Origin of the sequence: Streptomyces hundungensis, assembly GCF_003627815.1 — a bacterium.
Classification (GTDB): Bacteria; Actinomycetota; Actinomycetes; order Streptomycetales; family Streptomycetaceae; genus Streptomyces; species Streptomyces hundungensis_A.
In genome coordinates this window covers 1,934,356-1,946,861 of record NZ_CP032698.1, presented here as the reverse complement: position 1 = coordinate 1,946,861, position 12,506 = coordinate 1,934,356, and the positions used below count along the sequence as shown (strand labels likewise).

Here is a 12,506-nt window from a genome sequence, read left to right as displayed (position 1 = left end):
GGTGCCCCTGTGAACCTTGGGAGTAGGCACCATGACCCAGCAGTCCCTGGAGCCGAAGACCACCGCTGAGGACGCGGGCTCCGGCTCTCGTCCCTCCGCCGGCAGGTCTTGGCTCGACCGGTACTTCCACATATCCGAGCGAGGGTCCACGACCGCGCAGGAAGTGCGCGGCGGCATCACCACCTTCATGGCGATGTGTTACATCCTCCTGCTCAACCCGCTGATCCTCTCGACGCCCGACGTCGACAAGCACACGCTGGGCCACGCGGGCCTGGTGACCGCCACCGCACTCGCGGCCGCGGTCAGCACGCTGCTGATGGGCTTCATCGGAAAGGTGCCGCTCGCTCTCGCCGCCGGACTGAACGTCTCCGCGGCCCTGACCACCCAGGTGGTCCCCAACATGACCTGGCCGCAGGCCATGGGCATGTGCGTCATGTACGGCGTCGTCATCATGCTGCTGGTCGTCACCGGCCTCCGCGAGATGATCATGAACGCCATCCCGCTGGCGCTCAAGCACGCGATCACCATGGGCATCGGCATGTTCGTCGCCCTGCTGGGCCTGGTGAAGGCCGGGTTCGTCGGCAAGGGCCCCGAGCACGGTCCGCCCGTCACCCTGGGCCTCACCGGTCAGCTCGTGGGCTGGCCCGTCTTCTTCTTCGCCATCACCCTGCTGCTGATCTTCGCCCTCCAGGCGCGCAGAGTCCCCGGCGCGATCCTGATCGGCATCGTCTCCGGCAGCGTCCTGGCCTTCGTGGTCACCAAGGTCGCGGGCCTCACCGACGCGGACTGGGGCGGCAGCGCCCCCGGCCTCGACGGCAGCGCGGTCTCCACGCCCGACTTCGGCCTCTTCGGCCACGTCGAGTTCGGCGGCTGGGGCACCATCGGCGCCATCGGCGTCACCATGATCGTCTTCACCCTGGTGCTCGCCGGCTTCTTCGACGCGATGGCCACCATCATCGGTGTCGGCCAGGAGGCCAAGCTCGCCGACGAGCAGGGCCGCATGCCGGGCCTGTCCAAGGCGCTGTTCATCGACGGCGCGGGCGGCGCGATCGGCGGCGTCAGCGGCGCCTCCGGCCAGACCGTGTTCATCGAGTCCGCCTCCGGCGCCGGTGAAGGCGCCCGCACGGGCCTCTCCTCGGTGGTCACCGGCCTCTTCTTCCTGGCCTGCCTCTTCTTCACCCCCGTCACCCAGCTGGTGCCCGCCCAGGTCGCCTCCGCGGCCCTGGTCGTGATCGGCTCGATGATGATGAGCGCCGCCAAGCACGTGGACTGGAGCGACCGCGCGGTCTCCATCCCGGTCTTCCTCACCGTGGTGCTGATGCCGTTCACGTACAACATCACCGCCGGTGTCGGCGCGGGTGTCGTCGCCTACACGGTTATCAAGGCCGCACAGGGCAAGTGGAGGGAGATCGGCGGGTTCATGTGGGCCCTCACCGCCGTCTTCACCATCTACTTCGCCCTCCATCCGATCGAGAACTGGCTCGGCGTCAAGTAGCGGCCGAGCCGCCCGCGCCCTCCACCCATCGTTAAGGAGACCGAACATGCTGGACATCGCCGAAGAGCTCAACCGGTGGGTCGAGCAGGGACGCGCGTTCGCCGTGGCCACCGTGGTGGCGGTCGGCGGCAGCGCGCCCCGGCAGCCGGGAGCCGCCCTCGCCGTCGACAGCGAGGGCACGGCGATCGGCTCGGTCTCCGGCGGATGTGTGGAGGGCGCCGTGTACGAGCTGTGCCAACAGGCGCTCGAAGACGGCGACACCGTCCTCGAACGCTTCGGCTACAGCGACGAGGACGCCTTCGCGGTCGGTCTGACCTGCGGCGGCGTCATCGACATCCTCGTCACCCCGGTCGGGCCTCAGGCACCCGCCCGTGAAGTGTTCGCCGCTGCCCTGGCCGCCGCCGCGCGCGGCGAGGCCACCGCCGTCGCCCGCGTCACCGACGGGCCCGCCGAACTCATGGGCCGCGCCCTGCTCGTCCACCCCGACGGCCGGTACGAGGGCGCCCTCGGCGGACACCCCGAACTGGACCGTGCCGTGGCCGACGAGGCCGCCGCCCTGCTGGACGCCGGCCGCACCGCCACGCTCTCGCTCGGCGCCGACGGCCGTCTGTGCGGCCGCCCGCTGACCGTCCTGGTCGAGTCGAGCGTCCCGGCCCCCCGGATGATCGTCTTCGGCGCCATCGACTTCGCGGCCGCCCTCGTCAGGGTCGGCAAGTTCCTGAATTACCACGTCACCGTGTGCGACGCCCGGCCCGTCTTCGCGACCAGGGCCCGCTTCCCCGAGGCGGACGAGATCGTCGTGGAGTGGCCGCACAAGTATCTGGAGCGGACGGCCACCGACTCCCGCACGGTGCTGTGCGTCCTGACCCATGACGCCAAGTTCGACATCCCGCTCCTTCAGGCCGCGCTCCGGCTGCCGGTCGCCTACGTCGGCGCCATGGGTTCGCGCCGCACCCACCTGGACCGCAACAAGCGGCTGCGGGACGTGGGTGTCACCGAGCTCGAACTCAACCGGCTGCACTCTCCGATCGGCCTCGACCTCGGCGCCCGTACGCCGGAGGAGACGGCCCTGTCGATCGCGGCGCAGATCGTCGCCAACCGGCGCGGCGGCAGCGGGGTCGCCCTGACCGGCGCCCACACGCCCATCCACCACGACGCCGCCGACGCGAGGGGCCGCATGGGCTCGGTCGCCTGACCCCCCGCGCCATCGGGTCTGACCCCCGCGCCACCGGGTCTGACCCCCGCGCCACCGGGCCTACCCCCCCGCCACCGGGTCTGACCCGCGCGCACCCGCCCGCGGCCGCCCCCGCCCCAACCCGGCCGATACGCGGGGGTCTGCCCGTTTCAGGCGGGTTAGGGTCGCCGCATGAGCGAGCTGAACTTCCGCGACGTGCCCGAGTCCGACGTCGACCGCGCCCTGGAGCTCTGGTGGCTCGTCTTCCACGACCGGCCCGACGAGAAGGAGAAGCGCGCCTACCACCGCGCGATGGTGCTGCGCTGCGACCGGGTGGGCGCGTACGACGGCGACGCGCTGGTCGGCTTCCTCGTCGCCCACCGCTTCACCCTCTCCGTGCCCGGTGGTGAACTCCCTTGCCCCGGGCTCACGTTCGTCTCCGTCGCCCCCACCCACCGCCGCCGCGGCGTGCTCTCCGGCATGATCGCCGAGGTCTTCCGCCGCTGCGCCGAACACGGCCGGCCCATCGCCGCCCTCTGGGCCACCGAGGCCGCCATCTACGGCCGCTTCGGATTCGGCCCGGGCACCTACGGCACCACCGTCGAGATCAACTCGACCCGCCCGCTCGCCCTGCGCGTCGAGCCCGACCCGCGCCCCCTGCGCCTGATCGACCCCGCCGACGCCCCCGCCGAACTCGGCCCCTTCTACGAGGCGACCCGCGCCCGCCGGGCCGGGCGCATCGCGCGCGACGCCGAACGCTGGCGCGCCGAGTGGCTCCCCGAGACCGACGAGGACGACGAGGAGCTCGGCCCGCCCCGCATCGTCGGGCTCGGCGCCACGAACGAGCCGCTCGCCGGGTACGCCGTCTACCGCACCCGCCGCGAGGACGACCCCGCCAAGCCCGGCACGGTCCAGGTCGCCGAGCTGGTGGCGGACACCCCCGCGGGCGAGGCCGCCCTGTGGAACTACCTGGCCGGCATCGACCTCACCGGCACCGTCCGCGCCTGGGGCCTGGCGCCGGACGACCCGCTGCTCCTGTTCGCCACCGACCGGGACCAGGTCCGGGCCGTCGCCGAGTTCCCCGCGCTGTGGATCCGCCTGGTGGACGTCGGCGCGGCGCTCACCGCCCGCTCCTGGGCGGCCGAGGCCTTCCTCGTCCTGGAGGTGCGCGACGAGCGCATCGCCGCCAACGCCGGACGCTTCCGGCTGGACGCCACCGAGCACGGCTGCACCTACGAGCCGACCACGGCCGCCCCCGACCTCGTCTTCGACGTGCGCGACCTGGCCGCCTGCTACCTCGGCGGCACCGAGGTCCGCCGCCTGGTCCTCGCGGGCCTGGTGACCGAGCACACCCCCGGCGCGGCCGCCGCCCTGGACGCGGCGCTGCGCACCGAGCAACTGCCGCACACCGTCGACGAGTTCTGACCCAGGGCGGGCGGCGCCGGCGGACACGCGGGGGGCCGCGCGTTGGCGACGTGATGAGGCTCTCCCGCCGCGGCGGCCCGGGCAGGGACGAACGCCCCCGTTATCTTCTTCGCGGTCCTGCAAGAGGGCCGCTGGCCTCCGGGCCCGGCATGACTGTTGCCCCCTGTCGAACGGATGACCTGGGGGGTGGTGTCACCGGGCCCGGGAGGTGCCGTCGGAGACGCTGATGAGAGGTCCGGCCACCACCCGGTCCGGCGCAATGCCGGACAGCTCGCGGGCGGCAGGTCTGCATAACGTGGATGCGCGCGTACGACACCACTGCCAAGGCCGGCACGTTCAACTCTGCTGGAAGGGCACGATGTTCGACACCGAAGACGTAGGCGTGTTCCTCGGCCTGGACGTCGGCAAGACCGCTCATCACGGCCATGGGCTCACCCCGGCCGGGAAGAAGGTCTTCGACAAGCCGATGCCCAACAGCGAGCCGAAACTGCGGGCCGTCTTCGACAAGCTGACCGCGAAGTTCGGCACCGTCCTGGTGATCGTGGACCAGCCCGCCTCCATCGGAGCCCTCCCGCTGACCGTGGCCCGGGACGCGGGCTGCAAGGTCGCCTACCTGCCCGGACTCGCGATGCGCCGCATCGCCGACCTCTACCCGGGCGAGGCCAAGACCGACGCGAAGGACGCCGCGGTGATCGCGGACGCCGCCCGCACCATGCCGCACACGCTGCGCTCTCTGGAGCTGACCGACGAGATCACCGCCGAACTCACCGTCCTGACCGGCTTCGACCAGGACCTCGCCGCCGAGGCAACCCGCACCTCCAACCGGATACGCGGCCTGCTCACCCAGTTCCACCCCTCGCTGGAACGCGTCCTCGGCCCCCGCCTGGACCACCCCGCCGTCACCTGGCTGCTGGAACGCTACGGCTCCCCGGCCGCCCTGCGGAAAGCCGGCCGCCGCAGACTCGTCGAACTCATCCGGCCCAAGGCCCCGCGCATGGCTACCCGGCTGGTCGACGACGTCTTCGACGCCCTGGACGAACAGACCGTGGTCGTTCCCGGCACCGGCACCCTCGACACGGTCGTGCCCTCCCTGGCCCGATCGCTCGCGGCGGTCCACGAACAACGCCGGGCCCTGGAAGCCCAGATCAAAGCCCTGCTGGAGGACCACCCTCTTTCCAAGGTCCTGACCTCGATGCCAGGGGTCGCGGTCAGGACCGCCGCAGTTCTGCTGGTCACCGTCGGCGACGGCACCAGCTTCCCCACCGCCGCCCACCTGGCCTCCTACGCCGGCCTCGCCCCGACAACGAAGTCCTCGGGGACCTCGATCCACGGCGAACACGCACCACGAGGCGGAAACCGGCAGCTCAAACGCGCAATGTTCCTGTCCGCGTTCGCAGCCCTGCACGATCCCGCCTCCCGCACCTACTACGACAAATGCCGGGCCCGGGGAAAGACCCACACCCAGGCCCTGCTCCGCCTCGCCCGCCACCGCATCAGCGTCCTGTTCGCCATGCTCCGCGACGGCACCTTCTACGAACCACGCGTCCCTGAAGCAGCCGTCGCATGACCAGCTCAGGCTTGACGAAGGACATAGAGGCACCCCCCCGCGAATCCCCTGCTCGGAGCGGGAACCGTAAGGGCCTTTGGCGGGGTCTTTGCCTGCGCGATAGGGACCTAAGTCCCGGCGCGCGGCGCCCGCACCGAACCACTCGCAGCACTGAGGTCGCAACAACCCCCTTGACGCTCAAGGAAGTTGTCGGAATACGGGTGTTTTCCGTCGATACCCCGCCGGAGAATTAACATTTCGGGATTCGAGCGCGATCGTGCGATCGTGGCCAACCGGTGAGGCTCCGCTGCCGATCCGGCACGTATCGAGGGGATGGGGAAACCATGGCGCGACCGACTGCCCACACACGCCGCATCGTAATGGCCACGGCTACGGCCGCGGTCCTGACGGGCGGCGTCGCCGCCGCGGTGTTCCTCGGCAGCGACACCTCCGCCGATGGTCCAGGCCCCGCGCTCGCCCACTCCTCCACCACCGGGAAGTCCGACGACAAGCCGGGCGGACGGCCCTCGGGCCCGGCCGTGCCGTCGGGGCCCGGCGGCGACGACAGCGCGCCGGACGGTTCGGACGGCTCCGCCGACTCCACCGGACCCGCGGCGCCCGCCGGCAGCACCGGCATATCGGAGACGATCGACCACGCCACCGAGAGCGGCGGGAAGTCCGTGTCCATCACCATCGACGACGGCCCGAGCCCGGTGTGGACGCCGAAGATCCTCGCCGTCCTCAAGCAGTACGGCGTCAAGGCGACCTTCTGCATGATCGGCCCGCAGGCCAAGGCGAACCCCGCCATGGTCAAGCAGGTCGTCGCGGCCGGCCACCGCCTGTGCGACCACACGGTCAGCCACGACGAGGCCATGAACAAGAAGCCCGTCGCCTACCAGAGCACCGAGGTCCTCGACGCCCAGAAGATGATCGAGCAGGCGGCCGGAGGCGGCGCCAAGGTCCAGTACTTCCGCGCCCCCGGCGGCGCCTTCACCCCCGACAACCGCCACATCGCGGCCGGCCACGGGATGCGCCCGCTCGGCTGGAACGTCGACACCAAGGACTGGAAGCAGCCCGGCACCGCGGCCATCGTCAACACGGTGAAGCAGCAGCTCAAGAACGGCCCGATCGTGCTCTTCCACGACGGAGGCGGCGGCCGCGCCCAGACGGTCGAGGCCCTGAAGGAGCTGCTGCCCTGGCTCTCCCAGCAGGGGTACACCTTCAGCTTCCCGGCCGTCTGAGGCACCGCCCCGGCCGTCTGAGGCACCGCTCTACGGCATCGTCGCCCACAGCGCGCAGTGGTGGGCCGCGCCCGGCCGCACCGGGCCCGTACGGTCCGGAGCCAGACCCTGCACCTGGGAACGCGACCAGTGCGGCGCCCCGCCCCCGTTGGGATCCCCGAAGCGCGCGAACCGTGTCCAGTACCCGATCATGACGTCGGCCAACCGGTGCTGACCCTCCGTCATCTCCCGGGGCCGGCCGCCCAGATCGAAGAGGTACGGCAGCTCCGTCGTATGCGTCGCGCCCAGCGGGAACGGCGGGGGAGCGGGCGTCGGGCGGGGTGGCGCCGGGTCGGCGAACTCGTAGCGCCACACGGTCTGGTGCGCCGCGAGCAGCGAACCCGTGCGCAGCGCGGGGCAGGCGTACTCCGCGTCCCCGATGACCGCCCCGAACACCGGCCCGCCGTCGGCGCCACGCACCGGGTAGGCGCGCACGACATCGTCGGCACGCGCCGGATCGGGCGCGAACTCACCTGCTACGTCAGGCCAGTTGGCGGGCGTGACGGAGATGGCGGCCGTCATGAGGCCGGCCGCCCAGATCGTGCCCTCGTCGTGGTTGGCGCCCATGAGCACCGGCACCCGCGCCACCCGCCCCGAGGTGACCGCTTCGGCCGGGTCGAGCGGCAGCAGCGGGGTGCCGTACGAGGGCTGGGCGTCCGCCCCCTGCGCCGCGAGCAGCCGGGGCACCGGCACCCGGCGCAGACAGCCGAGCACGTCCCCGGCCCCGGCGCAGCCCACCGCGTCGACCAGCTTCGACCCGGCGGCGCGCGCGACCGCGGGGGCCACCGCGTAGGGGGCGAACGGGCGCGCCGGGCCACCCGTGCAGGCGCCGCTCTGCATGATCGCCCGCTGGAAGAGCCCGGCCGCCGAGGGCGAGGCGAGCTGCGCGCAGACGGCGTAGCTCCCGGCGGACTGCCCGGCGAGCGTCACCTTGCGCGCGTCACCGCCGAACGCCCCGATGGTGTCCCGTACGTAGCGCAGCGCGGCCTGCTGATCGGCGAGGCCGAAGGTGCCCGAGCCGGGCAGTCCCGCGTGGGCGAGGTAACCGAGCGCGCCCAGGCGGTAGTTGACACTCACCACGACTTCGTCGCCCTCGACCGCCATCCGGTGCGCGTCGTAGGAGTTCCCGGCGCCGCTGGTGAAGCCGCCGCCGTGCAGCCATACGATCACCGGCCGGGGCCGGCCCGCCGTCGCGTCCAGGGGCGCGGTGACGTTCAGATACAGACAGTCCTCGCTGGTGCTGCCGCCCGGCACCTCGCCGGCCGCCTGGGCGCACGCCGGGCCCGGCCGGGTCGCGTCACGCACCCCGCGCCAGGGCGCGGCCGGCCGGGGCGGGGCCCAGCGCAGCGCGCCGACGGGCGGGGCGGCGTACGGGATGCCCTGGAACAGCCGGTAGCCCTCGTGCACGGAACCGCGCACCGCCCCGGCGCCCGTGGGCACCACCACGGCGGAAGGGGAGGGGGCAGCGGTCCCCGGACCCAAGGGCGCCAAGGGCGTCAGGGGCATCAGGGGCGTCAGGGCGCAGACGAGCGCTGCCGCGAGCCACCGCATCGTCAGCTGCCTCCCATTCCGCCCCGGGCCGCCACCAGCGTGGTCCCGAGCCCCCGCACGGCCGCGCCGAGGGCGGGCGCGAGGGCGTCGAGCCGTCCGGTCAGGGCGTCGAGACGGTCCTTGTGGGCCCGCGCGTCGGCGCGCGACACCAGGTGGTGCGCCCGGCCGGCCGCGGCGAGCGCCACCACCACGGCGTCGTACGGCTCGACCGGCCCGCCCCCTCGCACCAGCGCGGCGAGCTCCGCCTGAAGGGCCCGTACGCCCCCCGGGTCGAGTGCCGTCACCTCGCGCCGGGCACCGCGCGCGAAAGCGCGGTGCTCCGCCACGGTGACCAGGCCGACGGAGGCGAGCCGGTCCTCGACGGCGGCCAGGGTCTCCGCGCGGTCGGCGCGCATCCACGCCTTCCAGGTGCGCCGGTGCGCACCGAGGCGGGACAGCACGAGATCGAGCACGGGGTCCCCGGTGTCCCCGGCGTCGACGACCGCCACCTCGCCCCCGGCGTCGGCGACGCGGCCGAGGAGGGCCAGTTCGGCGAGGACCGCGGTACGTAGCAGAAAGCCCGCCCGGCTCCGGTCGTACAGGGCGCCGGCGTCGGTGTCGTAGGCCGCGAGATACATCCGGCCGTACAGCGTGTGCGTCATGGAACCGACGGTAGGCACCGCGCGCCGCCCGCGGATCCACCCGTCGGACGGCCTCGCACCGCGACCGTGGGATGAGTATGGGCGCGGCTCATCCCACGGGATGAGCGGACGCCTCAGCCCCGGCGCGGCTCCACCAGGCCGTGGTCGTACGCGGCGACCACCGCGTGCACCCGGTCGCGCAGCCCCAACTTCCGCAGCACCGCCGACACATGGGTCTTCACCGTCGCCTCCGACAGGTGCAGCCTCAGGGCGATCTCGGAGTTGGACAGCGCCTGACCGATCAGGGTGAGCACCTCGCGTTCGCGCGGTGAAAGACCGGCGAGGGCGGCCGGCGCCGGGGGGTCGGTGGTGTGCGCGAAACGGTCCAGCATGCGCCGGGTCACGGTGGGGGCGAGCAGGGCGTCCCCGCGCGCCACGACCCGTACCGCCTCGGCGAGCTCGGCGGGCCGGATGTCCTTGAGCAGAAAGCCACTGGCCCCCGCCCGCAACGCCGACAGGACGTGCTCGTCGAGGTCGAAGGTGGTGACGACGAGGACCCGGGCCGCACTGCCCGAGGCGACGATGGCCCGGGTCGCGTCGATGCCGTCCATCACCGGCATCCGCACGTCCATCAGGACGACGTCCGGCCTCAACTGGCCGACCAGGCGCACCGCGTGCTGCCCGTCGGCCGCCTCGCCGACCACCTCGAGATCGTCCCGGGCGTCGATGATGAGGCGGAAACCCCCGCGCACCAGCGCCTGGTCGTCGGCCACCACCACCCGGATCGTCACGACGCGCACCTTATCGGCAGCACCGCCCGCACCCGGAATCCCCCGTCGGGGCCGGGCCCCGCGTCGAGGGTGCCGCCGAGCAGCGCCGCCCGCTCACGCATTCCCGCCAGGCCCCGCCCCGAGCCGGCACCGCGCCAACTCCGGGTGCCGGGGCGGCCGTTGTCGCTCACCTCGATACGGACGGACTCCTCGTCGCGGCTCACCGAGACCCGCACCCGGCTCGCGCCCGCGTGCCGCAGCGTGTTGGTCAGGGCCTCCTGCACGATCCGGTACGCGGCGAGAGCCACGGCGGCCGGGGGCGGCGATCCCGCGCCCCGCGTGTCGAGGTCGACGGTGAGCCCGGCCGCCCGCGCGTTCGCCGCCAGCTCGGCCAGATCCTCAAGGCCGCGCGGCGGACGCCGCCCGTCGTCGCCCTCGCGGCCCCCCTCCGCCCGCAGCAGCACCCGCAGCTCGCCGAGCGCGGAGCGCCCCGCGTCGTCGATGGCGCGCAGGGCCTGTCGGGCCTGCTCGGGATCGGCGTCGAAGACGTCCTCGGCGGCGCTCGCCTGGATCACCATCACCGACACCGTGTGAGCCACCACGTCGTGCACCTCACGGGCGATCCTGGCCCGCTCCTCGGCGACCGCCCGCCGCGTCTCGGCCGCCACCCGCTGCTGCTGCGCCCGCCGCCACTGCCCCGCCGTCCAGGCCAGCGTCACCGCCAGCACATGGGTGACCAGCGCGAGCGTGCCCGCGCCGACATGGGCGAGCGGACCGAGCGCCACCATCCCGAGCAGCCCGTACCGCGAGACCCGCACCGGCCGCAGCGCCGACAGGACACACAGCGCGAGCTGCGCCCCCAGCAGCGCCCCGGTCAGGCTCAGCGCGGGAAGGATCAGCCACATCGCGGCGCCGAGCAGCGCGCTCGCCGCGAGCACCGCACCGGGCCCGCGCGCCACCCACCGCAGCACCAGGGCCTGCGCCACGGCGAGCGCGAGGGCGGCGGCGGGCCGCCAGGCGGCGCCGGCCCCGGGCCCCGCCGCCAGACACACGGGCACCGCCACCCCGAGCACCAGCGCCGCCGACCCCGCCCGCAGCGCCTTCACCGCCCGGTCCGAGGGAGGGGCGCCACTGCCGTCGGGACCACGCTCAAGACCCACGCGGCGACGCTACCAACCCCGGGAGCGCGGGCCCCTCACTTGGCGCCGGTACGGGAGCGGGCCATCCGCGCCGCGACCGTACGGGGCACATGGCGCAGCGCGAAGGCGTACGTCTTGTACTGGAGGCCCGTGATGCTCACCGGCCGCCTGCGGCGCAGGTCCTTCAGGGCCTGCTCGACGACCTTCTCGGCGTCCAGCCACGCCCACTCGGGCAGCGAGCTGAGATCCATCCCGGCCCGCTGCTGGAACTCCGTCCGCGTGAACCCGGGCACCACCGCGAGCACGCGCACCCCCTGCGGGGCGAGGTCGACCCGCAGGGACTCGCTGAACGCGGTCAGCCACGCCTTGGCGGCGCCATAGGTGCCCGTCGGCAGGAGGCCCGCCACCGACGACACGTTGAGCACGACGCCCCGCTTGCGGGCGGTCATGCCCGGCACGGCCGCGTGGGTCAGCCGCAGCGGCGCCCGCACCAGCAGGTCGAGCATCCGCTCCTCGTCATCGACGGGACTGTGCGGGAAGGGCGCCGGAAGCCCGGAGCCCGCGTTGTTGACCAGCACGTCCACCGGCGCCCCGACCGAGGCCAGCCGCTCCTCGACCAGGCGGCACTGATCACGGTCGACCAGATCGGCGGAGAGCGTCTCGACCTCCACCCCGTACCGGGACCGCAGCTCCTCGGCCATGGTCCGCAGGCGCTCCTCGTCGCGGGCGACCAGGACCAGGGCGCAGCCGAACCCCGCGAACCGATGGGTGAAGGCGGCACCGATGCCCGAGGTGGCTCCGGTGATCAGGACAGTGGTCATGACGGCTCGCATTTCTCCGAGGGCAGGTCAGAAGGCACGCGGGGCGGCCCCACGCACCGCCCCAGTCTTCGCGGACCGGGCCGAAGATCAAGCGCGGGGGCACATAACTGGCCAGCCCCGACGCCCCGTTGCAGGCGGCCGCGGCGGATGCGGAAGAATATGTGCTGCCGCCGCCGTAGAAATTCAGGTAAAGCTCGGAGAGGTCTTGGCGACGCGCGCAAAATAGTAGGATTTGCCGTGCCACCCGGTGGGATCCGTGCTACTGTTGTTCTCAGTTGCAGTTGTGGTTCCCAAAGACTTCAAGTGCCTCGATGGTTTTATGCCGTCGGGCGCTTTTGTATTTCCGGTGCATTCCGGACAGGGCGATCATCACAGTAACGACCGGGGTCAGCACAGTGCGGGCCCCCGGGCATTGCCCCGAAGGAGATATGACATGGCTACTGGCACCGTGAAGTGGTTCAACGCGGAAAAGGGCTTCGGCTTCATTGAGCAGGAGGGTGGCGGCCCGGACGTGTTCGCCCACTACTCGAACATCGCCGCCCAGGGCTTCCGTGAGCTTCAGGAAGGCCAGAAGGTGAACTTCGACGTCACGCAGGGCCAGAAGGGCCCGCAGGCCGAGAACATCACGCCTGCCTGACGCTGAGGCGTTTTCTGCACGCGGCTGGGGCTCGCACCTTGGGGTGCG

Annotated in this window: 11 protein-coding genes; 6 read left to right on the top strand and 5 right to left on the bottom strand. The window is 72.8% G+C overall.

Annotated features, from left to right (window positions below):
- The first annotated feature begins 31 nt into the window (after positions 1–31).
- From DWB77_RS08705 to DWB77_RS08685, 5 genes are all read left to right on the top strand, one after another.
- Positions 32–1,495 (top strand): NCS2 family permease, encoded by a 1,464-nt coding sequence (locus DWB77_RS08705; RefSeq protein WP_120720701.1) that lies wholly within the window; start codon positions 32–34, stop codon positions 1,493–1,495.
- A 46-nt stretch (positions 1,496–1,541) separates the two neighbouring features.
- The gene (locus DWB77_RS08700) at positions 1,542–2,690 is read left to right on the top strand and encodes an XdhC family protein (RefSeq protein ID WP_120720700.1); all 1,149 of its coding nucleotides are present in this window, start codon (positions 1,542–1,544) and stop codon (positions 2,688–2,690) included.
- Positions 2,691–2,861: 171 nt separating this feature from the next.
- Positions 2,862–4,094 carry a GNAT family N-acetyltransferase gene (locus DWB77_RS08695; RefSeq protein ID WP_120720699.1) on the top strand — a complete coding sequence of 411 codons (1,233 nt, stop codon included), beginning with the start codon at positions 2,862–2,864 and terminating at the stop codon, positions 4,092–4,094.
- 358 nt (positions 4,095–4,452) lie between these two features.
- On the top strand, positions 4,453–5,661 hold the full coding sequence (locus tag DWB77_RS08690; RefSeq protein ID WP_120720370.1) for an IS110 family transposase: 1,209 nt from the start codon (positions 4,453–4,455) through the stop codon (positions 5,659–5,661).
- Between the two features lie 359 nt (positions 5,662–6,020).
- The gene (locus tag DWB77_RS08685; protein ID WP_120720698.1) at positions 6,021–6,881 is read left to right on the top strand and encodes a polysaccharide deacetylase family protein; all 861 of its coding nucleotides are present in this window, start codon (positions 6,021–6,023) and stop codon (positions 6,879–6,881) included.
- A gap of 30 nt (positions 6,882–6,911) precedes the next feature.
- Here DWB77_RS08685 and DWB77_RS08680 read toward each other — a convergent pair whose 3' ends face one another.
- From DWB77_RS08680 to DWB77_RS08660, 5 genes are all read right to left on the bottom strand, one after another.
- On the bottom strand, positions 6,912–8,366 hold the full coding sequence (locus DWB77_RS08680) for a carboxylesterase/lipase family protein (protein ID WP_246033466.1): 1,455 nt from the start codon (positions 8,364–8,366) through the stop codon (positions 6,912–6,914).
- A 107-nt stretch (positions 8,367–8,473) separates the two neighbouring features.
- A complete protein-coding gene (locus tag DWB77_RS08675; RefSeq protein ID WP_120720697.1) occupies positions 8,474–9,112 on the bottom strand; it encodes a GOLPH3/VPS74 family protein in 639 nt (212 codons plus the stop codon).
- 113 nt (positions 9,113–9,225) lie between these two features.
- Entirely contained in the window at positions 9,226–9,882 is a 657-nt protein-coding gene (locus DWB77_RS08670) for a response regulator (protein ID WP_120720696.1), read from the bottom strand.
- The gene (locus DWB77_RS08665) at positions 9,879–11,021 is read right to left on the bottom strand and encodes a sensor histidine kinase (RefSeq protein ID WP_120720695.1); all 1,143 of its coding nucleotides are present in this window, start codon (positions 11,019–11,021) and stop codon (positions 9,879–9,881) included. The genes DWB77_RS08670 and DWB77_RS08665 overlap by 4 nt, the downstream gene beginning before the upstream one ends.
- A 35-nt stretch (positions 11,022–11,056) precedes the next feature.
- Entirely contained in the window at positions 11,057–11,821 is a 765-nt protein-coding gene (locus DWB77_RS08660; protein ID WP_120720694.1) for an SDR family NAD(P)-dependent oxidoreductase, read from the bottom strand.
- Between the two features lie 433 nt (positions 11,822–12,254).
- Here DWB77_RS08660 and DWB77_RS08655 point away from each other — a divergent pair, with 433 nt between their 5' ends.
- Positions 12,255–12,458, top strand: coding sequence for a cold-shock protein (locus DWB77_RS08655; RefSeq protein WP_100580096.1), 204 nt, complete (start codon positions 12,255–12,257; stop codon positions 12,456–12,458).
- Positions 12,459–12,506 lie beyond the last annotated feature (48 nt).

Excerpts from the sequence above, each read along its gene's own strand:
- DWB77_RS08705 (WP_120720701.1), top strand. The coding sequence starts at position 32 with ATGACCCAGCAGTCCCTGGAGCCGAAGACCACCGCTGAGGACGCGGGC.
- DWB77_RS08700 (WP_120720700.1), top strand. The coding sequence starts at position 1,542 with ATGCTGGACATCGCCGAAGAGCTCAACCGGTGGGTCGAGCAGGGACGC.
- DWB77_RS08695 (WP_120720699.1), top strand. The coding sequence starts at position 2,862 with ATGAGCGAGCTGAACTTCCGCGACGTGCCCGAGTCCGACGTCGACCGC.
- DWB77_RS08690 (WP_120720370.1), top strand. The coding sequence starts at position 4,453 with ATGTTCGACACCGAAGACGTAGGCGTGTTCCTCGGCCTGGACGTCGGC.
- DWB77_RS08685 (WP_120720698.1), top strand. The coding sequence starts at position 6,021 with ATGGCCACGGCTACGGCCGCGGTCCTGACGGGCGGCGTCGCCGCCGCG.
- DWB77_RS08675 (WP_120720697.1), bottom strand. The coding sequence starts at position 9,112 with ATGACGCACACGCTGTACGGCCGGATGTATCTCGCGGCCTACGACACC.
- DWB77_RS08660 (WP_120720694.1), bottom strand. The coding sequence starts at position 11,821 with ATGACCACTGTCCTGATCACCGGAGCCACCTCGGGCATCGGTGCCGCC.
- DWB77_RS08655 (WP_100580096.1), top strand. The coding sequence starts at position 12,255 with ATGGCTACTGGCACCGTGAAGTGGTTCAACGCGGAAAAGGGCTTCGGC.